The sequence below is a fragment of the Rhodothermales bacterium genome (assembly GCA_039944855.1).
In the GTDB taxonomy this organism is placed as follows: domain Bacteria; phylum Bacteroidota; class Rhodothermia; order Rhodothermales; family JANQRZ01; genus JBBSMX01.
The window spans coordinates 128,788-150,809 of the sequence record JBDUXZ010000003.1 but is presented as its reverse complement, the minus strand read 5'-3'; the positions used below and the strand labels follow the sequence as shown (position 1 = coordinate 150,809).

General features: G+C 70.6%; 17 protein-coding genes and 1 tRNA gene. 6 read left to right on the top strand and 12 right to left on the bottom strand.

Annotated elements, in window-relative coordinates:
- The first annotated feature begins 518 nt into the window (after positions 1-518).
- Positions 519-607, top strand: a tRNA-Ser gene (locus tag ABJF88_01875).
- 134 nt (positions 608-741) lie between these two features.
- Here the strand turns inward: ABJF88_01875 and ABJF88_01870 are convergent.
- Complete coding sequence (locus ABJF88_01870; GenBank protein ID MEP0545658.1) at positions 742-2,214, bottom strand: DUF1684 domain-containing protein; 1,473 nt, start codon at positions 2,212-2,214, stop codon at positions 742-744.
- Between the two features lie 338 nt (positions 2,215-2,552).
- Here ABJF88_01870 and ABJF88_01865 point away from each other — a divergent pair, with 338 nt between their 5' ends.
- Positions 2,553-4,886, top strand: coding sequence for a transglycosylase SLT domain-containing protein (locus tag ABJF88_01865; GenBank protein ID MEP0545657.1), 2,334 nt, complete (start codon positions 2,553-2,555; stop codon positions 4,884-4,886).
- Between the two features lie 7 nt (positions 4,887-4,893).
- Here ABJF88_01865 and ABJF88_01860 read toward each other — a convergent pair whose 3' ends face one another.
- The gene (locus tag ABJF88_01860) at positions 4,894-5,400 is read right to left on the bottom strand and encodes a GNAT family N-acetyltransferase (GenBank protein MEP0545656.1); all 507 of its coding nucleotides are present in this window, start codon (positions 5,398-5,400) and stop codon (positions 4,894-4,896) included.
- A 161-nt stretch (positions 5,401-5,561) separates the two neighbouring features.
- Between ABJF88_01860 and ABJF88_01855 the strand changes: the two genes are divergently transcribed.
- Both ABJF88_01855 and ABJF88_01850 read left to right on the top strand, forming a co-directional pair.
- A complete protein-coding gene (locus tag ABJF88_01855; GenBank protein MEP0545655.1) occupies positions 5,562-6,986 on the top strand; it encodes a DUF5687 family protein in 1,425 nt (474 codons plus the stop codon).
- Between the two features lie 21 nt (positions 6,987-7,007).
- Positions 7,008-7,793, top strand: a complete 786-nt coding sequence (locus tag ABJF88_01850) for an ABC transporter ATP-binding protein (GenBank protein ID MEP0545654.1) — start codon at positions 7,008-7,010, stop codon at positions 7,791-7,793.
- On the opposite strand, the gene ABJF88_01845 is transcribed toward ABJF88_01850, so the two are convergent.
- From ABJF88_01845 to ABJF88_01825, 5 genes are all read right to left on the bottom strand, one after another.
- The gene (locus ABJF88_01845; GenBank protein MEP0545653.1) at positions 7,774-8,094 is read right to left on the bottom strand and encodes a hypothetical protein; all 321 of its coding nucleotides are present in this window, start codon (positions 8,092-8,094) and stop codon (positions 7,774-7,776) included. The two genes, ABJF88_01850 and ABJF88_01845, sit on opposite strands and share 20 nt — an antisense overlap.
- 89 nt (positions 8,095-8,183) lie before the next feature.
- Positions 8,184-9,791, bottom strand: a complete 1,608-nt coding sequence (locus tag ABJF88_01840) for a transglycosylase SLT domain-containing protein (protein MEP0545652.1) — start codon at positions 9,789-9,791, stop codon at positions 8,184-8,186.
- A 126-nt stretch (positions 9,792-9,917) separates the two neighbouring features.
- Positions 9,918-11,525, bottom strand: a complete 1,608-nt coding sequence (locus ABJF88_01835; protein ID MEP0545651.1) for a peptide chain release factor 3 — start codon at positions 11,523-11,525, stop codon at positions 9,918-9,920.
- A gap of 147 nt (positions 11,526-11,672) precedes the next feature.
- Positions 11,673-14,456: a serine/threonine-protein kinase gene (locus ABJF88_01830; protein MEP0545650.1), complete on the bottom strand. Its 2,784-nt coding sequence runs from the start codon at positions 14,454-14,456 to the stop codon at positions 11,673-11,675.
- A gap of 84 nt (positions 14,457-14,540) precedes the next feature.
- Positions 14,541-15,119 (bottom strand): sigma-70 family RNA polymerase sigma factor, encoded by a 579-nt coding sequence (locus ABJF88_01825; protein ID MEP0545649.1) that lies wholly within the window; start codon positions 15,117-15,119, stop codon positions 14,541-14,543.
- Positions 15,120-15,289: 170 nt separating this feature from the next.
- Between ABJF88_01825 and ABJF88_01820 the strand changes: the two genes are divergently transcribed.
- Positions 15,290-16,330, top strand: coding sequence for an Ig-like domain-containing protein (locus ABJF88_01820; GenBank protein ID MEP0545648.1), 1,041 nt, complete (start codon positions 15,290-15,292; stop codon positions 16,328-16,330).
- A 78-nt stretch (positions 16,331-16,408) separates the two neighbouring features.
- Here the strand turns inward: ABJF88_01820 and arsM are convergent, their stop codons facing one another.
- From arsM to ABJF88_01795, 5 genes are all read right to left on the bottom strand, one after another.
- Positions 16,409-17,230: an arsenite methyltransferase gene (gene arsM, locus ABJF88_01815; GenBank protein MEP0545647.1), complete on the bottom strand. Its 822-nt coding sequence runs from the start codon at positions 17,228-17,230 to the stop codon at positions 16,409-16,411.
- Between the two features lie 118 nt (positions 17,231-17,348).
- Complete coding sequence (locus ABJF88_01810; GenBank protein MEP0545646.1) at positions 17,349-17,954, bottom strand: sigma-70 family RNA polymerase sigma factor; 606 nt, start codon at positions 17,952-17,954, stop codon at positions 17,349-17,351.
- A 10-nt stretch (positions 17,955-17,964) separates the two neighbouring features.
- The gene (locus ABJF88_01805; GenBank protein MEP0545645.1) at positions 17,965-18,771 is read right to left on the bottom strand and encodes a metallophosphoesterase family protein; all 807 of its coding nucleotides are present in this window, start codon (positions 18,769-18,771) and stop codon (positions 17,965-17,967) included.
- 20 nt (positions 18,772-18,791) lie between these two features.
- The gene (gene arsB / locus ABJF88_01800; GenBank protein MEP0545644.1) at positions 18,792-19,937 is read right to left on the bottom strand and encodes an ACR3 family arsenite efflux transporter; all 1,146 of its coding nucleotides are present in this window, start codon (positions 19,935-19,937) and stop codon (positions 18,792-18,794) included.
- 20 nt (positions 19,938-19,957) lie between these two features.
- Complete coding sequence (locus ABJF88_01795; GenBank protein ID MEP0545643.1) at positions 19,958-20,293, bottom strand: metalloregulator ArsR/SmtB family transcription factor; 336 nt, start codon at positions 20,291-20,293, stop codon at positions 19,958-19,960.
- 174 nt (positions 20,294-20,467) lie between these two features.
- Here ABJF88_01795 and ABJF88_01790 point away from each other — a divergent pair, with 174 nt between their 5' ends.
- Complete coding sequence (locus tag ABJF88_01790; GenBank protein MEP0545642.1) at positions 20,468-21,955, top strand: TolC family protein; 1,488 nt, start codon at positions 20,468-20,470, stop codon at positions 21,953-21,955.
- Positions 21,956-22,022 lie beyond the last annotated feature (67 nt).

The following is a 22,022-nucleotide window of genomic DNA, read 5'->3' as shown; positions in this document are numbered from 1 at the left end:
ACGGCCCCGTTGTTACGCATGGCGGCGTGGCTGAATCCACGAAGCGGTCGATGGAGAGAAGCCTGATGATCACCGTACATCGGAAACCGAACTGCTCGTGCGCTGTCTGCGGAGCGCGGATCTACAGGCGTCCGTCTCAGCTAGCCTGAGGCTCTGTGTTCTGTTCCAGTTCGTGCCACGGCGTCGCGCTGAGGAGAACGAAAACCTGCCCGATCTGTGGCGAGGCCTACTGGGGGGCGAAAGGGACGTGCTCGCGGGCGTGCTCCAACAAGGGCAGGCGAGGGAGCCGATACGCGGGAGCAAACAGGAATAACAAAGCGCTCAAGGGTTGGCTACTCAAAGAGAAGCTCGGGGAGAGGCGAGGGGGACGTTGTGAAGTCTGCGGTTACGACAATTACAACATCCTGCACGTTCATCATATCATTCCGAAGGCGGAGGGAGGCAGCGACGCCCTTCGTAACTTGAAGCTGGTTTGTCCGGACTGCCACATGGAAGAGCATTACGGGCATAGGATCTATGGAGGGTCAAGCCGATAGGTGACGGCAGCGGTCTTGAAAACCGTCGAGGCGCGGAAGCGCCCTTGAGGGTTCGATTCCCTCACCCTCCGCTACGATGTGCCGGGTATGGCCTTTGGGGGCTGGATCCGGCACATCTGCGTTTGGTGCCGCCGGATAACGATGCCATTTACGCAATGGCAAGCGGATAGGCCTTGGCGACCAGCGAAACAGGAGTGACGCAGGCTTACAGGTCGTCTGTCCCGACGAATCGTGCCTCTAGCTCGTCCGCCTCGAGGGCCAGCTGCTCAACTACGCGTTGAAGCGCCGCCACCGAGACGCCCTGCTCGACCACGGTCGAGAGCGCGACCAGCATCGGCTCCCCGTCGCTGCCCCCGTAGAGCTGAGCCGACAGCGCGGGGAGGTCCCCGCTCCGGCGCAGCAGCGCCTCGGCCAGCCCCGCCGGCAGCTCGCTCAGCCCTCGCCCGACCAGGGCCCACACCTCGTAGCTCGGCACGAGTGTGAGGTCGGGGGTGTACGTCGAGATCACCACCAGGTGTGTCCGCTCCCCCGTCGTAGAGAACGTGAGCTTGTAGTCGCCGTCGTCGTCGACGGTGTACTCGTAGCCCGCCTCGTCCAGCAGGCGCTGCAGGCGCGGCGTGGCACCTCCCTCCAAGATTCGGAACGAATCCAGAAAGCGGTCTGCCTCGGGACCATCGGGGCGACGTCCTTCGGTCAGCACCAGGATCTGGTAGAGCATGCGGCCCGAGGCGAACATGCGCGACCGCCCGTAGAGCGACTGCTCAGGTGCGTTGACTTCGAAGCTCCGCCCCGGGACACCGTCGAGCTCAATCTCCTCGGCGTGGCCGAGCGTGCCACCGAAGCCCTGCGCGCCCCCTTGCTGGGCCGCATCGAAGAACCCTGCCAGCTCGCTCGCGCTGAGCGTATCGAAATCGGCCTCTGTCACGGTGTGCATCACGAAGTACGCTGCCTCTCCTTGCTCGAAGGTCTGCATGTGTAGCGTGAGTCCATTCTCGTTGGGCTGAGCCTGGTCGAGCGGCGGACCGGGGAAGGCGATGGAGTAGCCGCCTTCCTCGGAGACGACCCCCGTCCACACGTCGTACTTCTTGACGCCGGCCTCGACGGCGACGGTGAGGCGGTTCTCGGGCGGCGGGAGGATGCAGGAGTAGCGGGGGCTGTACGCGCAGTAGGGGGCGTAGGCCTCGTTGAAGTCGAGCACGACCTCGTCGCCCTCCGGGATCGTGAGGTCGAGGTAGCGGCCGGCGGCGTACGTGGCCCCACCGCTCGTCGCGTCCCGGAAGGGGATGGCGAGGTAGTTGGTGTAGGCGGGGTCCTCGGGTGGGACTACGCTTTGGTAAGCGGCGAGAGTGAGGGGCGCCCCGCCGATCTCGAAGTGGAGCGTGCCGAAGCGCCGGTAGTCGCGGATGTCGCCGCCCGACGTGTTCATCGCGACGGGCTCGTCGCCCTCGACGCGCTCGAATCGCGCCGTGACGCGGTAGGCTGGGTCCACGTCGTAGTAGTCGAGGCCGGAGAACGCGGCGATCTCGTCGGGCTGCAGCGGCGGGGTCTCTGGATCGAGGAAGGCGGTGCGGATCGAGTCGCGGTGCGCCTGGATCGAGGCTTCGTAAGGGGGTGGTGCCTGGGCCTGGGCGACCGCCGGCAGAACGAATAGGGAGACGAGCAGGAGGCTGCGGATCATCCGGTGGTCTGTAGGTCTGGTTTGCTTGAGGTTTGGAGCGCCTGTAGGACAGGGAGCCGCTCGACGAGATCGGCTCGAAGCAGCGGGTTCAGTAGCAAGCTAACGCGCAGCGAGACGGCCGCCAAACCGGCGAGGTGGGGAAGCGCCCTTGAGGGTTCGGTCCGATTTCCTCGCCCTCCGCTACAGGACGCTGGCTAGCAGGCGTGCTGGATCCGGCGTTCTTTCGTCGGGCCGGGCCGGGTGTGCTGCCCCATCCAAGAAGTGGGAGCAACCACGGAGACCTGCGGGCGCGCCGTGCGTACATCGGCCTCCGCCCCTCTCCCTCTCTCTTACGAATCGTGCCTGCTCTTCCTCGCCTCCTGCCCCTGCTGCTCGCTCTCTTCCTGGCTCCGAGCCTCGGGTGCGACGACGACCCCGCGCCGACCGAAAGCCTGGCCGATGTCCCGACCGCGTCGTCGGTGTCGTTCGAGGAGGCGCAGGCCGCGCTCCGCGCCGGCCGGCCGTGGCAGGCCGCGCGCCTGCTCGCCGCTGCTGACCGGGACGCGCTCTCGCCGGAGCAGCGACTCCTGCTCGCCCGCGCCGAGGCGGGCCGCAGCCACTGGGATGCGGTGCTCGACGTGCTCGGCGGAGCGACGGGAGTGGACTCGCTCGAACAGGGCCTCGGGCGCTACCTCCTCGCCCGTGCCCACGATGCAGCGGGCGAGGCGGCCGAAGCAGCGGCGCTCTACCGCTCATTTCTCGACGCCACCCCAGATGCGCGCTATCCCGACGAGCGGGCGGCGGCCGAACTCCGCCTCGGGCTCGCCCTCTTGCGGGCGGGCGAGCAGGCCGAAGGACGTGCGGTGTTGCAGCGTGTCGAAGACGCGATGGGGGCGGCGGGGCTGTGGGTCGACGTCCTCGCGGCCGAGGCACTCGCCGCCGTCGGGGAAGGCGAGGCGGCAGCCGACGTCGCCCGTCAGTATTCCCGAGGCACGCTCGGACTCCGCGCGCGGCGTGCCCAGGTCGAAGCCGCGCGCGTAGCGGGGGACCTCGACCGCGCCCGCTCGCTCGCGCAGGCGGGGCACGGATGGGCGAGGTCGGACGGGACGAAGGCAGAGTTTAAAGTGCTCGAAGGCCGTCTCGCCCTGGAGGCAGGCGACACCGAGGCCGCGCGTGCTGCGCTCCGCCGCGCGATCGCGCTCGACGCATCCGGCGAGCACGGGCAGGCCGCCGCCGATCTCTTGCGCGCAGGTCCGATGTCCCCCGCCGAGCGCCTCGCTTCGGCCCGGGTCTACGCCGGGCTCGGGCTCCACGAGCAGGCCGCCGCCGACTTCCAGGCGTGGCTCGACGCCGGCGTCGGGTCCGCCGCCGAACGTGACGCGATCCGACTCACGCTGGCCGACGTGCTCGTGGCCGGGCAGCAGTACGACGCTGCTCTCGCCGCGCTCGAGCCGCTCGGCGACGACCGGGCCGCGCGCGACCTCCGTGCGAGCGCGCTCAGCCGGGCGGGCCAGACCGCCGAGGCGGCGGCCATCTACCGCGCCCTCGCCGCCGAAGCACGCGGCACGGGGGATGGCGCCGCTGCGCTCTACTTCGCCGCCGACGCCTACCAGCAGGGCGGTGACGCCGACGCCGCGCGCCCGCTCTACCGCGAGGTCGTAGCCACGTACCCCGGCACGCGGTGGGCGGGGCTCGCGACGATGCGTCTCGCCGGCCTCGCCTTCCTCCGCGGCGACTACGACGCAGCGGCCGACTTGTGGGACGGCTACCGGGCGCGCTCGACGAAGGGTGAGTTCGCGCTGCAATCGCTGTACTGGGCCGGCCGCGCACGCGCCGAAGCGGGCGATGCGGCAGCGGCCGGGGACCTCTTCCGCGCCGTCGTTCGTGCGGACCGCGACTCGTACTACGCGCTCAAAGCCAGCGAGCGGCTCGGCGAGCCGTTCTGGCCGCCTCCGATGTCCGCGTCGCCGCCGCGGGACGAGGCGGCCGAGCGGCGTGTAGCGGCGTTGATGGCACCCGTAGACCGTCTCCGCGAGGCCGGGTTCTACGACGCGGCCTCGGACGAGGCCAGCCGTGTCGTGGACCGCGCGGGCTCGGGCCGGGCCGTGCGCTACGCCCTCGCCGAAGCGCTCATCGAGCGGGGCTATACGCAGCGGGCCATCCGCATCGGGGACGGCCTGCGCAGCGGCGGGCGCAACCCGCGCCTGCTCCGCATCCTCTACCCGTATCCCTATCGCGACGTGCTCCGGGCCGAGGCCGAGGCGCGCGGGTTCGACCCCGAAATCGTCGCGGCGCTCGTGCGGCAGGAGAGCCTGTTTGAGGCGCGCATCACTTCCCACGTCGGCGCGCGCGGGCTCATGCAGATCATGCCCCGCACCGGCGCTGCCCTCGCCGCGTCCGCCGGCCTGGAAAACTGGAGCGCCGACGATCTCTACCAGCCCGAGGTCGCCGCCTTCCTCGGCACCACGTACCTCGCCGAGTTCATCGACGCCTACGACGGCTCCCTCCCCGCCGTGTTCGCCGCGTACAACGCCGGCCCGCATCAGGTCGATCAGTGGCGCACGTTCCCCGAGTTCGAGGCCGACGCGGAGCTGTTCACCGAGCGGATCCCCTTCTCCGAGACGCGCGACTACGTGAAGAAGCTGACGCGCAACCGGGCGGTCTACGAAGGCCTCTACGGCGCAGCCGAGTGAGACGGGCTCAGAGGTCCAGCGCGAAGAGCTGCACCGCGTCCCCGTCGGGGTACGTGAACGGCCGCTCGAATGCGAACCCGAGGCCTTCGAGCAGTCGGACAGACGCGGCGTTTCCGGGCGAGACGATGGCGGCGATCCGGTCGAGCCCGAGTACGTCGCGGCCGTACGCCACCGTCGCGGCAGCGGCTTCCCGTGCATACCCTCGGCCCCGATGCTCGGGGGCGAGCGCGAAGCCGAGGTCCACGTCGTCGAACGTCGCCCGCCGGAGGAGCCCGCAGACGCCGACCGGGACGCGCCTTCTTTTCGCCTCGACGAGGTAGAGTCCGATCCCGTGCTGCGCGTACATCGCGACGGCGCCGTCGCGGATGTAAGCACGGGCATCAGCGACGGTTCGGACGCCCCGGTCACCGATGTGGCGCAGCCAGTCGGGGTCGTTCATGAGGCCGAGGACGAACGGGGCGTCGTCCTCGGTCTGGTGGCGGAGCACCAGGCGCTCGGTCTCGATTACATCCATGGCATCGGGGCGGCGTCAGGTAGGTAGAGGGTGCGGGCGGCACGGTGACCGCAGGAAAGTATCGCCGAGGCCTGCCGGATGAGGGCGGAGGTTTATAGGTTGGCGCGCGTCTTCCCGATACCCGGAGTTCTGTCCTTCCCCTCTGCTATTTCGCCCGCCTTCTGCTCCAGACGCTGCTCTATCTCCAGGCCCTCGCCTTCCGTCGCGCGCCGTATCTCGGCGGCCGGCTCGTGCTCGCCGTGCTGAAAGGGCTCGGGCTCGTCTACGCCGTCGCCTCGGCGGCGGCGCTCGGCTTCCTGCTCCCGGACACGCTCTCGGTATGGGCGCCTGGCGTCTCGGCGCTCGTCGTCGTCGAGCAGGCATTGCTCCCAGCGCTCGGGCTGCTGACGGTGGGCCGCGTGCTGTTTCAGGACGTGCCGACGCGGGGGGCGGAGGTGTTTCTCGTCCTGCCCGTCGCGCGGCGGCGCGTGGCGCGCGCGGTGACGATCCGCTCGGTGCTGACGGTGTTCAACGTGGCCCCGCTCGCCTTCGCCGTGCCGTTCGCGGCGCGGACCGTGCGCGAGGCGGCGGGCAGCACGGCCGCGCTCGGGTTCGTGCTCGGCGTCGTCGCGCTCGTGGCCGTGTCGCACGTCGCGGTCGTCGTGTGGAAGACGCGGCTCGGGACGGCGCCGGGCGAGACGGTGGCGGTCGTCGGCGCGGCGCTCGCGGGCGCGGCGGCGGTCACGCTCGCGGCGGGCGGCGTGCTCGGACCGAACGCTGCGTTGACCGCTGTGTTGATCGGTGTGCTCGCCGTCGCGTTCGGGGCGTTCGCGCATCGGAGCGTCGTCGAATCGCTCTACCTCGACCCACCCACACGGGCGCGGCGGGACCGGAGCCCGGGCGCGGTCGGGTTCGAGCGCGCGGGCGTCCGGGCCTTCCTCGACCTCGACTGGCGGCTGCTCACGCGGACGCGCTTCCCGCGCGGCATCATGCTCAACGCCGTCGCGATGACCGTCGCCATAGGCGCGTACGCTTTCGGCTGGAACGCCGAGGCGCCGACGGCGCTGCTGCTGATGGTCTCGACCGGGACGTTCGCGATCTCGGCCGGGCAGTTCGCGCTCCCCTTCGCGAGCGCCCACTACGACCGGCTGCTGACGCTGCCCGGCGCGCTCCGCGCGTTCGTCGTCGCCAAGCTGACGCTGCTCGTCGGGGCGACGGCCGCGCTCGGCGTCCTCCAACTCGGGCTCGCGCTCGCGCTCGCGCCCGAGGCGTGGGCCGATCTCGGCGGGGCCGTGCTGTTCTGCGCGGGCGTGCTCGCGCCCGTGGCCGTGCTCGGGTCGACGTTCGCGCCGAAGCCGCTCGACGTCGAGGACAAGTTCATGGGGAGCCCGCGCGTCCAATCGCTCCCGCCGCAGGTCGTGCTCGCGCTTGCCGGGGCTGTCGCCGTCGCGCTGTTCGTCGGGCTCGGGCCGGACGGTGGGCTCGCGGCGACGTCGGTCGTCGGCGCGGCCGGTGTGCTCGGACTCCCGCTGTGGGCGCGGCTGATCGAGGTCCGCCTCGTGCGGCAGCGCCACGCCGTCGCCCTCCGCTTCCGCTCCGTCCTCTAACGCTGTCCGATGCCCGTTTCGATGCCCGACCTTCCTCCCCGCGCCCACGCTACCGTCGGCGTCTCGGTCGTCGCCACCGACCTCGTGAAGCGCTACGGCGACACGGAGGCGCTAGCCCTCGACCGCCTCTCCATCGCGCCGGGCGAGGCCGTCGGGCTCGTCGGCAACAACGGGGCGGGGAAGACGACGCTGCTCCGGCTCACGCTCGACCTCATCCGGCCGACGACCGGGACGGTCGCCGTCGACGACACCGTCGTCGGCGCGAGCGATGCGTGGAAGCCGCGCGTCGGTGCGTTTCTCGACGCGGGCTTCCTCGTCGACTACCTCCGGCCGCGCGAGTACTTCCGTCTCATCGGCGGGGCGTACGGGCTCCCGGCCGACGAGACGGAGCGCCGCGTCGCGCGCTACGCCGCCTTCCTCGGCCCGACCGTGACGGGAGGCGATCCGCTCCTGCGCGACCTCTCGCTCGGCAACGCCGGCAAAGTCGGCGTCGTCGGCGCCCTCCTGCCCGAGCCCGGCCTCGTCGTGCTCGACGAGCCCTTCGCCAACCTCGACCCCGGCGCGCGCATCCAGCTCGAAGCCCTCCTCCGGCGCGAGCGCGAGCGCGGTGCGACCGTCCTCGTCTCCAGCCACGACCTCGACCACGTCGTCGACGTGTGCTCGCGTGTGTTGGTGCTCGCGGGCGGGCGCGTCGTGCGGGATACGCCCTCGGCGCCGGGCACGCTCCGCGAACTCCAGGCGTTCTTCGCGCGCGGCGGCGCGGATGACGGGCACGCGGTTCTGGACGTCAGCCGGGCGGCGGGGTGAACGGCTTGGCGATGTCGATCACCCGCGTCATCTCCGCGACGGCGTCGAACGTGAGCGCGACGTGGGCGCGCGACGGCCGCCGCCGCCCCGCGCGCTCGAACGAGCGGACGATGTCGGCCCACTCGGCGTCGGGCGTGAGGAGCTCCGGGGTGAGTTGGGTCCGGTGGAAGTCGCAGACGCCGAGGCTGGTGCGGGCGTAGGTCGGGACGTAGCCGGGGCCGCGGAACGTCGGGGCCGGGTGGAGGACGAGGATCGGGTTCCAGTGCGCGGTGTGCGCGCAGTCGGCGAAGGCGCAGGTCATCGGTCGGGACGGGCTCGGAGCGAAGGGCGAGCGAGTACGGCTCCGCGCCCCGTCCGGTTCTGCCCATACCCGACGCGACGGGCGCTCGGTCACGACGGCGGCGTCTCGACCGGCTTGGCGTCGAGGTCGGCGGGCGAGGGCGCGTCCTGCGGGTCGACGAACTGGAGGTAGTGGTTGTAGCGGTCGAGGATGCGTCCGACGTACGTCACCGGCTCGAGCCCGCGGCAGAACCCGTGGCGTACTACGGGGTCCGTGTAGACCTCGCGCTCCGACTTCCGCAGCAGCCAGTAGGCCACGTCCGCCCACTTATTCTTGTCACCGCCGTACTTCTCGGTGAGGCGGCGGGCGTCGTCGACGTGACCGGGGCCGGCGTTGTACGAGGCGAGCACGAACTTCAGCCGCTCCTCCTCGTCGGGCACGCGCTCGGGCCAGAACTCGGTCTGGAGCCAGTCGAGGAAGCGGACGGCCCCGGCCACGTTCTGCGCGGGGTCGTAGGCGTCCGAGACGCCGTACTGCCGGGCCGTCCCCGGCATCAGCTGGAGCACGCCCATCGCCCCGGCCCACGACGTCGCCTGCGGGTCGAACCGGGACTCCTGGAACGCCTGCGAGGCGAGGAGCCGCCAGTCCCAGTCCAGCGTCGGCGCGTGCTCTCGGAAGAGGTCGTCGAAGGGGCCGAGGCGGCCGGTCTCCGAGGCGAGGTACGCGTCGGCGATCCGCTCGCGGTAGCCCCGGCTATCGACGAAGTACTTCTGGTAGAGCCGGTCCTTGAGGCCGGGGTTGCCGTCGATCCAGCCGTTGAGGGCGTCGGCGAGGCCGGGGGCGTTCTTGCGGACGGCCCACGCCACCGCGTACGGGCGGTCGACGGTGGGGACGATGGCGAGGTTGCTGTAGTACGACTCCTGGAGCTGGGCCACGTTCTCGTGGGTCACGGTGAACTCCGCGTCCTCCTCCGCCACCTGCTGCACGAGCATCTCGGCCGAGCCCGAGTCCACCTCGACCACGTAGATCTCGCCCGAAACCGCGTCGGAGATCTCGACCAGACGGTCCTCGAACCGGGTCCCGGCGAGGACGTGGACGGAGTCGCCGGCGAGGTCGCCGGGCCGCCGCACGAGGCGGGCGCGGAGCTCGTGGACCGACTCGTCCGATGCCTCGTCTGCATCCTTATCGGGGCCGTCCTCGACGTCTTCCAGCTTCTCCGGGGCCGCGGCCACGCTGTCCACGAGCGCTTCCACCTCTTCGGGTACGTCCGCCGCCTCCGTCGGCGCTTTGCGCTGGACGACGACGGGGCTCGTCCGGTAGAGCGCCTGCGTGAATCCGACCTTGCTGGAGTCCGCCAGCGTCGGCGTCATCCGCGCCGCGACGACGTCCCCCACACCCTGGTTGAGCAGCACGAACAGGCTGTCGCGGTTGGGCACGACGATGGTTTGCAGGTAGAGGTCGTGCTTATCGGCGAAGAGGCGGAGGTATTCGTACTCGTACCCCATCGGCTCGCCGCGGTAGAGGAAGTAGCTCGTCGAGTTGAACTGCGTGAGCACGACGAGGGTGTCGCGCGCGACGATCTCCGCGAAGTCACGCGCGATGGGCTCGGGGATCTCGATCGTCACCTCGCCCTCGGGGGTGTTGGTGCATCCCGCCGCCGGGAGGAGCACAACGAGGACGAACGCCGCCGCTGCGGCGGACAGGAGGAGTCGGTTCATTGGGAGCAGAAGGGAGAAGGGGAGAGGCGTCACCTCAGAACGAGCCGGATGGCTGGGTGATCCGCACGGAAGGGTTAGCTTCGCCCCCTTTTTCTTCGCCCGGCTCCGCCCGTCCGTATCGCCTCGTCAGAGCACTTCGATCGTGCTGCGGAAGGTGAGGTCGGGCCAATCCTGCTGCGCGCGGTCGAGCCAGAACGCGCTCTCGCCGAGGAAGGCCAGCTTGCCCTCGGCGTCGCGGGCGAGGCTCGACGCCTGCCGCCGCTCGAACCGCTTGAGGGTCTCCACGTCGTCGCCTTCCACCCAGCGGGCGACCTTGTACGGCAGCATATCCATCTTGACATCCACGTCGTACTCCCGGTCGAGCCGCGTCGCGACGACGTCGAACTGGAGCGGGCCGACGGCGCCGAGCACGTAGTCGTTCGTCGTGAGCGGGCGGTAGAGCTGGATCGTGCCCTCCTCGGTGAGGTGGCGGAGGCCCTTTTCGAGCTGCTTCGCGCGGAGCGCGTTCTCGACGCGGACACGGCGGAAGTGGTCCGGCGCGAACGACGGGAGCCCGACAAACTGGAGGTCGTCGCCCTCGCTGAACGTGTCGCCGACGCGGATCGTCCCGTGGTTGGCGATGCCGATGATGTCGCCGGGATACGCGGCCTCGACGCCGCCGCGGTCCTGGGCGAAGAACGCCGTCGCGTTCGCCAGCCGCACGTCGCGGCCGATGCGGGCGTGGCGGACCTTCATCCCGCGCTCGAACCGGCCCGAGCAGATGCGCAGGAAGGCGATGCGGTCGCGGTGGTTGGGGTCCATGTTCGCCTGCACTTTGAAGACGAACCCGGAGAACGCCGTCTCGTAGGGCGAGACCGCGCGCGTCGTCGTCTCGCGCGGCAGCGGCGGCGGGGCGATCTCGGCGAAGAGGTCGAGGAGGGCGGTGACGCCGAAGCCGTTGAGCGCGCTGCCGAAGAGGACGGGCGTCTGCGTGCCCGCGCGGTAGGCGTCGAAGTCGAACGGCGTGCCGGCCCCGGCGAGGAGCTCGACGTCCTCGCGCAGCCGCGCCGCCTGTTTGCCGAGCAACTCATTGAGCAGGGGGTCGTCCGGCCCGCTCGTCTGCACCACGTCGGGCGTGCCGGGCGCGGGGTTGGCGAGGTGGAGCGTGTGGTCGATGAGGTGGTACGTCCCCCGGAACCGGTCGGCCATGCCGACGGGCCACGTCACCGGTGCGGCAGCAATCCCGAGGTGCTCCTCGATGTCGGAGATGAGTTCGAGCGGGTCGCGCGCCTCGCGGTCGAGCTTGTTGATGAACGTGAGGATGGGTGTGGCGCGGAGGCGGCAGACCTCCATCAGCTTCTGCGTCTGGCTCTCGACGCCCTTCACGGCGTCGATCACCATGAGTGCGCTGTCGACGGCGGTGAGCACGCGGTACGTGTCCTCGGAGAAGTCGTGGTGGCCCGGCGTGTCGAGGAGGTTCATCTCGCGCCCGGCATACTCGAACGACATCACGGACGAGGTGACGGAGATGCCGCGCTGCTGCTCGATCTCCATCCAGTCGCTGCGGGCGGCGCGGCCGGTCTTGCGGGCGCGGACGTCGCCGGCGAGGTGGATGGCGCCGCCGAGGAGGAGGAGTTGCTCGGTGAGCGTCGTCTTGCCGGCGTCGGGGTGGCTGATGATACCGAACGTGCGGCGGCGGTCGACCTCGTTGCGGAGGCGGGCCTCGGTCAGCGGGGGAAGCGTATCCGAACTCATGGGGCGCGGGGAAGGAAGCGGGGGCAGCCAAAGGTAACCGCCGAGCCGCCGAACCCTTCCCGCCGCCGCACGCATGCGGGCACCCCGCGCACGGTATTCACGAGGAATGGAAAGCGTCCCCCGTCCGACGAAGGGTTGCACGGGGCCTCAGCGCTGGAGCGAGAGCACCGCGAGGGCGTCGAAGAACCGCTGGGTCTCGGTCGTGTCGGTGCCGGCGGCGCGGAGCACGCGGAGCGCGTCTTCGAGGGCGCGCTCCGCCTCTTCGGTCTGGTTCGTCCGGGCGAGGGCGAGGCCGAGCGCACCGCGCGTGCGGGCCGTCCGCACGTCGTCGTCACCCCAGTCGGCGCGGCGGAGGCGGAGGCTCTCGCGCAGCAGGGGCTCGGCCTCGGCGGGACGGCGCTCGGCGAGGAGCGCGCCGAGGGCGTGGCAGGCATCGCCGACGCGCTGGTTGCCGTCCGGCCACACGGCGCGGTAGAGCGCGAGGGCCTCGCGGTAGGCGGCCTCGGCCTCGGCCAGCCGCCCCTGCGCCTCGTCGATCCGGCCGAGCCGGTACAGCGTCGCGCCGACGTACGGGTGCTCGGGTCCAACGGTGGCGCGGATGAGGGCGAGGTTCTGGCGGAGCGTCTGCTCGGCCCCGTCGAGGTCGCCGCGCGCCTCCTGGATGCGGGCGAGGTTGCCCAGGCTCGCTCCGACCTCGACGTGGTGGGGGCCGTGGAGGGCGAGACGGATGGCGTAGCCCTCGCGGGCGTAGCGCTCGGCGGCGTCGTAGTCACCCCGGTTGTAGTGCAGGCTGGCGAGGTGGTTGAGCGAGTGGGCCACGTCGGAGTGCTGCTCGCCGTAGAGCGCGCGGCGCATGGCGAGCGCTTCGAGGTAGTACGCCTCAGCCTCGTCGTAGCGCCGCAGGGTACGCTTGGCGAGCCCCGCGTTGAGCAGGCTCTCGGCGAGTTCGGCATGGGGTGGCGCGAGGTGAGCGCGTCGGATGGCGAGGGCGCGCTGCGCGAGGGAGTCGGCCGCGTCCACGTCGTCCATCTCGTCGGCGAGGATGCCGAGGAAGTCGTAGGTCGGGGCGAACTCGAGCGCGTCGGCGCCGAAGTGCTGAAGCTGGATGGTGAGAGCGGCGTCGAAAAGGGAATCGGCTTCGGCGTAGCGGCCGAGGCGGTAGTGGACCGCGCCGAGGCCGTGGAGCGTCACGGCGACGTCGGGGTGGTCGGGGCCGAGCGCGCCGCGCTGGAGCGCGAGGGCGAGGCGGAAGAGCGAGTCTGCCGCGGCGTAGTCGCCGGTGTAGTCGCGGAGGCGGGCGAGGCTGACGGCGACGGCGGCGACCTCCTCAGGCGGCGAGCCGAGCGTGCGGCGGAGCCCGAGCGAGGCCGAGAGGAGCGAGTCGGCGCGGTCGTACCGTTCGAGCGTGGTGTAGACCTCGCCGACGACGTGGAGGAGCGCGGCCTGCACGTCGGGCTGGTCGGCGAGTTCGCCGATGCGCGCGGCGCCGCGGTCGAGCACGTCGCGGACGAGGGCGGAGTCGCCGCGCGTCTCGTTCGGGTCGGCGCTCTGGAACACGCCGCCGAGGAACGCCGCCACCTGCGTTGCCTTGGCGGCTTCGAGCTGGGCGCGGTCGCGTTCAGCAGCGAGGCGCGCCGTGTAAAACCCGATGACGGCGGCGAGCACGGCGACGATGCCCGCCGCCGTCGCCACGCCGACGCGGTGGCGCATGACGAACTTCCGCACCCGGTAGCCCGCCGTGGCGCGCCGGGCCTCGACGGGGATGCCGCGCCGGTGGCGGCGGACGTCGTCGGCGAGGGCTTCGGCGGAGGAGTAGCGCGCGTCGGGCTCTTTCGCGAGCGCTTTGAGCGTGATCGTGTCGAGGTCGCCCGCGAGCCGACGCGTCAGCCGCTCGGGCGTCGTGGCCCGCGTGTGGGCGACGCCCTCGGGCGTCACGGCGCGCGGCCCGTCGTCCCCCTCGATCGTCACGGCCTGCCGCACGGCGAGGCTCGGGCGCGGCGGCTCGGCGTCGAGGATGGCCGCTTCGAGGGCGCGCGGATCTTTCCGGTCGAGCGCGTGGGGGCGGCGGCCGGCGAGGAGTTCGTAGAGGAGCGTGCCGAGAGCGTACACGTCGGCGGCGGTCGTGACGGGCTCGCCGCGGACCTGCTCGGGCGCGGCGTACTCCGGCGTCATCGGGCGGAGGCCGGACCACGTCAGCCCCGGCCCGTCGTGTTCGAGCAGGCGGGCGATCCCGAAGTCGAGGAGCTTCACCTCCGGCCCGGCCTCGCCGTCGGTGATGAGGATGTTCGACGGCTTGAGGTCGCGGTGGACGATGAGGCGGGTGTGGGCGTACGCCACCGCGTCGCAGACGCGTTCGAAGAGCGCGAGGCGGGCGCCGACGCCGAGCGCCCGCGCGTCGCAGTACGCCGTGATCGGCTCGCCCTCGACGACCTCCATCGCGAAGTACGGGCGGCCGTCGTCGGCGAGGCCGCCGTCGAGGAGGCGGGCGATGCCGGGGTGCGCGAGGCGGGCGAGGATCTGCCGCTCCTGCTGGAACCGCCGCACGATCGACTCCGAGTCCATCCCCCGCTTGACGAGCTTGAGCGCGACGGCCTGCTCGTACGCGCCGTCGTCCCGCTCGGCGAGGTAGACGATGCCCATCCCGCCGCGCCCCAGTTCCCGCACGATCCGGTACGGCCCCACGCGCTCGCCCTCCATCGAGAGCATCGCCGGGAGGTCGACGGCGTCGACGGCGAGGCCGCGGAGCAGGCTGTGGACCTCGACGTTGACGAGGGAGGCGACCTCGGCGTAGAGGTCGGCGTCGAGCACGCCGTCGGCGTTCACGCAGGCGGCGCGGAGGAAGGCGTCGCGCTCGGCCGGTGAGCAGTCGAGCGCGGCCTCGAACAGGGTCTGGACGGCGGTCCAGCGGGCGGCATCCATCGGCTCGGGCATACGGGGAGAGGGCCTGTACATGGATACGCAGCAAACACCGGCGCGACCGATCACCGACCGCGCGGCCCGCTACTCGGGGAGGCGCTATTCGGGGAGGTCGTCGGCGAGTTCGCGGCTGAGCCACGCCCGCGCGAAGCGCCAGTCCCGCCCCACCGTCGGCACCGAGACGCCGAGGACTTCGGCGATCTCCTCGTGCGTGAGCCCGCCGAAGAAGCGGTACTCGACGACCTGGCTCTGCCGCACGTCGCGCTCGGCCAGCCGCTCGAGGGCCGTGTCGAGCGCGATGAGTTCCTCGGCGCGGGCCTCGTAGCCGTGGCCCATCCCCTCCTCGAACGTGGCGAGCGCGAGTCCGCCGCCGCGCTTCTCCGCGTTCCGCTTGTGGGCGTAGTTGACGAGGATGCGCCGCATCGCCGTCGACGCGATCGCGAAGAAGTGCGCCCGGTTCTGCCACGTCACCCGGTCCTGCTTGACGAGCTTGAGGTAGGCCTCGTGCACGAGCGCCGTCGTGTTCAGCGTGTGGTCGGCGCGCTCGCGGCGGAGCTTGCCGTGCGCGAGCGCCTGCAACTCGTCGTAGACCCGGGGAAGGATGAGGTCGACGGCCGCGCGGTTGCCGTCGCTGAGGTCGGCGAGGAGGTCGGTGATCTCGTGCGCGGGGGCAGTCACGGAGGGCGCAGAGGATGGGGACGTGGGGCGGGGGTTAAAGATAATGTGGTTCGGTAGAGCGCGGGTTTTTTTGACGATGCGTGATCGGTTGGGCACGCGAGTGCTGCGTGAGGAGATAGAGGCCGCCCCGACGGCCCCCCCTTGCGACTCTCCAACAAACCGACCGACCCATGCGCTCCCTCCCGACCTCCCGACTCCGCTCCGCGCTGCGCGTGATGGCCTGCGCCGCGTTCCTCCTCCCCCTCGCCGCCTGCGACAGCGGCGGCGACGGCGATGACAACGGCGACACGATGCCGCCCACGATCCTCAGCGCCAGCAGCTCCGACGGTAGCACCGTCTCCGTCACCTTCAGCGAAGCGCTCGACGCGGCGAGCGTCACGGCCTCGGCCTTTACCGTCACCCCCGGCGCGACCGTCACCGCGGCCACCGCGAATGGCGCGAGCGTCACGCTCACCCTCGCCGCCGGCCTCGACGACGACGAGCGGCGGACGTACACCGTCACCGCGAACGGCGTCCGCGACGCGGCCGGCAACGCCGCCACGGGTGCTTCCGCGACGTTCTCCTTCGGGCAGGGCGGCGGATCGAGCGGCGGCACCGCCGTCGGCGCGGCCTATCCGAACGCGGGCGACAGCCGCATCGTGTTCTTTAACACGAGCGGCGACCGCTTCCTCGTCTTCAACCCCGTCACCGGCGTCTCCACCGACCCCGACGACCTCGACGACATCGAGAACGGCCTCATCCCGCTCGACGATGTCGCCGCCGCCGCGAGCGTGTTCGACGAGGGCGAGACGTACTTCTTCGCGAACGACGGCGACACGTTCACCAACTACGAGCGCGACACGGCGGATTTCGACACGCCGGCCTCCTTCGAAGAGGAGTACGACGAGCAGGGCTACGAACTCAGCTCGATCGGCGCGGCCGTCGAGGGCGACTTCTTCGCCTCGAACAGCATCGTGCTCTTCAACCAGAACGGGACGGAGTGGCAGCTCTGGCAGCCCGAGAACGACTCGTTCTCCGACGTGTTCACGTTCCCCTCGCAGTTCGGCGGCGGCAACGCCCCGATCTCGGCCGTCGGCGCTGCGGTCTACCGCGAAGACACGAACCAGGTCTACCTCTTCAGCCGCGACGGCACGCGGTACACGATCTGGGCCGGCGGCAACAATTTCACCGCCGCCTTCCCGGTCGAGGAACTGGGCGACTACGCGTTCTAGCCGGGGTGCTCCTCCTCCGACCCTCGGCGACTGCGGGGGCCGTCCCCGAGAGGACGGCCCCCGCACGCGTTCTCGGCGCTACGCCGGTTTCGTGCCGCGCACGGTGACGCTCCACACGCCGCCTGCTTCGAAGGCCGCGCGCTCTTCCGCCGCGAGATCCGCCGGCAGCATCGTCTCCGGCACCTCGATCCGCCGCGCTGCCGCGACCTCGACGCGCTTGAACCCTGCCGCGCGGATAAGCTCGAGGTACGCGGCTTCGTCTACGACGCCCGCCACGCATCCGGCGTAGAGCGCGGCCGAGCGGCGGATCGGTTCCGGCAGCATGCCGTGGGAGACGACATCGGAGATGCAGAAGTGGCCGCCGGGGCGGAGGACGCGGTAGACCTCGGCGAACGCCCGCGCTTTGTCCGGGACGAGGTTGAGCACGCAGTTCGAGAGCGCCACGTCGATACTCGCGTCGTCGAGCGGGAGCGCTTCGATCTCGCCCTCGACGAACGTGACGTTGTCGTAGCCGAGCCGCGCGGCGTTCGCGCGGGCCTTCGCGACCATCTCCGGCGTGAAGTCCACCCCGACGACGCGGCCCGTCTCGCCGACGATCCGGCGGGCGACGAAGGCGTCGATGCCTGCCCCGCTGCCGAGGTCGAGCACGGTCTGCCCGTCGGCGAGGCCGGCGTGTTCGGTGGGAATGCCGCAGCCGAGCCCGAGATCGGCGTCGGCGACGTACCCCTCGACGCGGTCGTAGGCGTCGCCGATCATCGAGAGGGCGTCGGCGTCGTCGCCGCAGCAGGAGGGGGCGCAGCAGCCGGTGTCGCGGGTGGCGGCGCGGGCGTAGGTGTCGCGGACGTGCGCTTTGATGCGGGTCGGGTCGGCGGTCGTGGGAGAAAGCGTGGGCGTAGTCATCGGAATACCTGTGTTGGGAGGAGAGGGTGCGGGGCCGAAGCCGCCGCGTTCTCTCCAGTAGTCGGAGATCCGGCGCGATGGACGCACGATTCATCGTGTAAATACGATGAATGCGCCGTCAGCAGTCGTCCGCGCACGATCCGGTGCGCGGACGGTACTCGACGGCCCGCCCGTCCGGCCCGAACTCGACCTCGCAACACGCGCGGAGCAGATCGCCGAGGAGAGCCCGGCCCCGCTGCACGCGGCTCTTCGCGCCCGAGAGCGAGAGGCCGAGCCGGTCGGCAACGGCCTGCTGCGTGAGCCCTTCGAGGTCGGCGAGGCGGACGGCCTCGCGGTAGCCATCGGGGAGTGCGTCGACGAGGGGGACGAGCCACGAGAGCACTTCGTCGTGGACGTCGTGCCCGTCCGGGTGCGGCGCGACGCCCACGTGCGCCGGCTCTACGGCCGGCTCGGCCGCGGCCTCAGCGGGCAGATCATCGGGGCGTCGGCCGTGCGCACGGTAGAAATCGGCGACGGCACGGTGGGCAATCGCGAAGACCCACGGCTGGAGGCGGTCGGGGTGCCGGAGGTCGCTCGCGCCTTCGTGGATGCGGACGAACACGTCCTGCAACACGTCCTCGGCATCGGCCTGCGAGGGGAGACGGCGGAGGAGGAAGGCGAGGAGGCCGGCGCGGAATCGGGTCCAGACTTCGGCGGTGACGGGAGCAGCAGGCGTGTCGGGCATGAGCGTGCGGTCAGTGCGCGTCGCGGAGCATCGCGGCGAAGGCGTCGGGGAGCGGGCTGGCCTCGACGGCGCGGGCGGCGCGCTCGACGTCGTAAGCCACGCGGACGTGCTCGACGGAGCAGTATGCCGCGTCCTCTTTGCCACGCTCGGGGTCGATCGTGAGCAGGACGTAGCCCGCCCGCGCGTCGCCATCCTTCGGCTTGCCGACGGAGCCGGTGTTGACGGCATGGCGGATGTGCGTCCGTCCGTCGGAGGTCACGTACTCCATCGCCCGGTGGAACGGCTTGTGCGTGTGGCCAAAGAGGAGCACGTCGGCGTGCGCGGCCTCCATCATCCGCAGGAAGCTGGCGTCGGGGCGGTCGTCGAAGAGGTACTCGTTCACCTTGCGCGGGCTGCCGTGGACGAGCAGCACGTCGACGGTGTCGGCATCCGCGTCGCGCGGCACGGCGAACGTGAGGCGGAGGTGGCGGGGCAATCCTCGGAGATAGCGCCGCGTCGCTTCCGTCACGACGCCCTTCGTGAATGCGATGCTCTCGGTGCCGCGCGCCCGGTCCTCGTCGGTTTTGTACGCGCAGCCGCAGTCGTCGGAGCCGAGGCCGACGCCCTCGTCGTAGTTGCCGGCGATCGTCGGGATGCTGCGCGCGCGGATCGTGTCCACGACTTCGTTCGGCCACGGCGCGTAGCCGACGAGATCGCCGAGGCAGTACACGGCGTCGACCGAGCCCTCAGCCGTGCGGCGGTCGAGGTCGGCGAACACGGCCTCCAGCGCTGGGAGATTGGCGTGGACGTCAGAGAAAATGGCGAGGGTCGTAGGCATGGCGAGCGGGCTCGGAGAGGTCAAGGCGTGTCGGACTCGGTGAGGGCATGTCGTGGCAGCTTCACCTCCGTCGGGCAGATGTCGCCAGGGACGGCCACGTCGCCGCGTTCCACCTCGGGACCGAAGTATTTCCGCTGGAAGTAGAGCGCGACACTCACGAGCCCGATCAGCACCGGCACTTCGACGAGCGGTCCGATCACGGCGGCGAATGCCGCGCCGTGGCCGATCCCGAAGACGGCCACGGCCACCGCGATGGCCAACTCGAAGTTGTTCGAGGCGGCCGTGAACGAGAGCGTCGTCGTCTTCGAGTAGTCCGCCCCGATCGCGTGGCCCATCCAGAAGCTCACGAGGAACATCACGACGAAGTAGATCAGGAGCGGCACGGCGATGAGCAGCACGTCGAACGGCTGCGCGAGGATGGCCCCGCCCTGGAGGCTGAACATCGCGACAATCGTGAAGAGGAGCGCCACGAGCGTCATCGGGCTGATTCGAGGGATGAACTGCTCCTCGTACCAGTCGCGCCCCTTCGTTTTCAGCAGTACGAACCGCGTCACCATCCCCGCCACGAACGGGATGCCGAGGTAGACGGCGACGCTCTCGGCGATCTGCCCCATCGAGACGGCGACGACGCTCCCCTCCAGCCCGAACAGTGGCGGGAGCACCGTGATGAAGACCCACGCGTAGACGCTGTAGAAGAGGACCTGGAACACGCTGTTGAAGGCGACGAGGCCGGCGGCGTAGTCGGTGTCGCCCTCGGCCAAATCGTTCCACACGATCACCATGGCGATGCAGCGGGCCAGCCCGATCATGATCAGCCCGACCATGTACTCGGGGTGGTCGTGGAGGAAAAGGATCGCGAGGGCGAACATCAGCACCGGCCCGATCACCCAGTTCTGCACGAGCGAGAGCCCGAGGATTTTCTTGTTGCGGAAGACCTCGCCCAACTCCTCGTAGCGCACCTTTGCCAGCGGCGGGTACATCATGAGGATGAGGCCGATGGCGATGGGCACGTTCGTCGTACCGATCTGGAATTGGTTCCAGAAGGCTTCGACCCCGGGGCTGAGGGCGCCGACGCCGACGCCGATCGCCATGGCGGCGAAGATCCAGAGGGTGAGGTAGCGGTCGAGGAAGGAGAGCCGCTTCGTGGCAGGGGGCGTGGCAGGCATAGGAGCGGGTGGCGTGGGGGTCAGCAGCAGTCGGCTTCGCCCGCCGCGTGGGGACGGAGGCCGGCCGTGAACGCGGCGATGGCGTCGGCGAGGCGGGCGACGGCGTCGGGGTCGAGGCAGTAGCAGGAGCGGGGGCCGTCGGTCTCTCCGCGGACGAGGCCGGCGTCCTTCAGCACCTTGAGGTGCTGCGAAACGGTGGCCTGCGCGAGCGGGAGCACGTCCACGACCTCTCCGCAGACGCACGTGCCGCGCTCGGCGAGGGTGCGGAGGATGGCGAGGCGGGCCGGGTGGCCGAGCGCTTTCGCGAACGCGGCGAGGTCGGTGAGTTCGGTGGGAAAGGGAGCGGTGGGAGGCATGATCGCTTGATCGTATTTATACGATGATACGACGTCGGCAGGGATCAGGCAACAGCGCAGCTATGTCCGGTACGCGGCGGCGTTCTGATCTTCGGTACGTTGCGGGTGTAACAAAGCGGCGAGGGCTGCCGTCAAAGCCACCGTTCCCTCCTGCCCCAATCTGCACGTTCCTCCATGATCGTTTTCTTCCGCCGCGCCGCGCTGCTTGCCCTCCTCGGCTTTCTCGGTGCCGGTACCGTAACGGCCCAGACGGCCCCCGCCCCGGACGGGACCTCCGGCGAGGAGATCACCTTCGACGAAGCGCTGCGGATCGGGCTGGCGCGGAACACCTCGCTCCGGCAGGCCGCGAACGTCGCTGAGGCGCGCGGCTTCGACGTCTCCCGCGTCCGCGCCAACTTCCTCCCCGACCTTTCGGCCTCCATCCGCCCGACGCAGCGCTTCGGGCTCGCCTTCGACCAGACGACGGGCCAGCTCGACCAGGAGACGACGCAGTCGCTCGATGCGAACCTCTCCGCGAACCTGAACGTGTTCAACGGCTTCCGCGATCAGGCCTCGCTCGACCAGTCCGTCCTCGAACGCGAGGCCAGCGAGTATTCGCTCGGGCGGGCGCAGCAGGACGTGCTGTTCAACGTGGCGAACCAGTTCCTGCAGGTGATGCTGAACAAGCAGCTCGTCCTGATTCAGGAGGAGAACCTCGAAGCCGACCGGTCGCAGCTCGATCAGATCGAGCAGCTCGTCGAGGCCGGCGTCCGTGCCCGCGCCGATGTGCTCCAGCAGCAGGCCCTCGTCGCCCAGCGCGAGCTGACGCTGCTGCAAGCGGAGTCCGACCTCGAAGTGTCGCAGACGCGGCTCGTCCAGATCCTCCAGCTCGATCCCTTCGGGAATTACACGTTCGTCGCCCCGTCGCTGGAGGCGGCGCCGTTGCAGCCGGGGGCGTATGACCTCGAAGCGCTCCTCACGGCCGCGCTCGACCGTCGCGACGACCTCCGCGCGCAGCAGCTCCAGATCGAGGCGGCCGAGGCGGGCATTCGCGTCGCGAAGGGCGGCTACTACCCGACGGTGAACCTGTTCGCCGGGTACGGGTCAGGCTACTCCAGTAGCGCCACACGGACGGTGGGCGGGCCGCCCCTCCAGATTCCCGTCACCAATAGCGACGGTACGCCGATCCTCCTCGGCGGGGAGCCGCTCACCTTCAACGAGCAACTCCCGCGCGAGGACACGCCCTTCGGCGACCAGTTCTTTACCGACAACCGCGGCGGCTCGTTCGGCCTCTCGATCAACATCCCCATCTTCGACCGCTTCGCGACGCGGGCGCAGGTGCAGCAGGCCGAGCTCACGGCCGCGAACGAGCGCATCCAGCTCGAAAACCTCCGGCAGGACGTGGCGCTCCAGGTCCGCCAGGGCTACCTCGACTACCAGAACGCGGCGAAGCGGCTCGACGTGACGGCCCGGCAGGTCGCCGCCGCCTCGGCCGCGCTCGACGCCGAGCAGGAGCGCTACGACCTCGGCGTCTCGACGCTGACGGAGCTGACGCAGGCCCGCGCCCTCCTCATCGAAGCGCAGAGCTCGCGGGCGCAGGCCGTGGCCCAGTTCGTCTTCCAGAGCAAGCTCATAGATTACGCCACCGGGGCGCTCGACCCGACGGCCCCGCTGTTCGAGTGATCCCCAGCCCTTGCGCCACCCGCACGGACGAGCGCGATCGGGACGGAGCGCCATCCGTACAGACGCC

Bases quoted from the DNA above. Each gene is read 5' to 3' on its own strand.
- ABJF88_01820 (MEP0545648.1), top strand. From the start codon at position 15,290: ATGCGCTCCCTCCCGACCTCCCGACTCCGCTCCGCGCTGCGCGTGATG.
- ABJF88_01830 (MEP0545650.1), bottom strand. From the start codon at position 14,456: ATGCCCGAGCCGATGGATGCCGCCCGCTGGACCGCCGTCCAGACCCTG.
- ABJF88_01845 (MEP0545653.1), bottom strand. From the start codon at position 8,094: ATGACCTGCGCCTTCGCCGACTGCGCGCACACCGCGCACTGGAACCCG.
- ABJF88_01805 (MEP0545645.1), bottom strand. From the start codon at position 18,771: ATGCCTACGACCCTCGCCATTTTCTCTGACGTCCACGCCAATCTCCCA.
- arsB (MEP0545644.1), bottom strand. From the start codon at position 19,937: ATGCCTGCCACGCCCCCTGCCACGAAGCGGCTCTCCTTCCTCGACCGC.
- ABJF88_01835 (MEP0545651.1), bottom strand. From the start codon at position 11,525: ATGAGTTCGGATACGCTTCCCCCGCTGACCGAGGCCCGCCTCCGCAAC.
- ABJF88_01840 (MEP0545652.1), bottom strand. From the start codon at position 9,791: ATGAACCGACTCCTCCTGTCCGCCGCAGCGGCGGCGTTCGTCCTCGTT.
- ABJF88_01860 (MEP0545656.1), bottom strand. From the start codon at position 5,400: ATGGATGTAATCGAGACCGAGCGCCTGGTGCTCCGCCACCAGACCGAG.
- arsM (MEP0545647.1), bottom strand. From the start codon at position 17,230: ATGACTACGCCCACGCTTTCTCCCACGACCGCCGACCCGACCCGCATC.
- ABJF88_01810 (MEP0545646.1), bottom strand. From the start codon at position 17,954: ATGCCCGACACGCCTGCTGCTCCCGTCACCGCCGAAGTCTGGACCCGA.
- ABJF88_01870 (MEP0545658.1), bottom strand. From the start codon at position 2,214: ATGATCCGCAGCCTCCTGCTCGTCTCCCTATTCGTTCTGCCGGCGGTC.
- ABJF88_01790 (MEP0545642.1), top strand. From the start codon at position 20,468: ATGATCGTTTTCTTCCGCCGCGCCGCGCTGCTTGCCCTCCTCGGCTTT.
- ABJF88_01795 (MEP0545643.1), bottom strand. From the start codon at position 20,293: ATGCCTCCCACCGCTCCCTTTCCCACCGAACTCACCGACCTCGCCGCG.
- ABJF88_01850 (MEP0545654.1), top strand. From the start codon at position 7,008: ATGCCCGACCTTCCTCCCCGCGCCCACGCTACCGTCGGCGTCTCGGTC.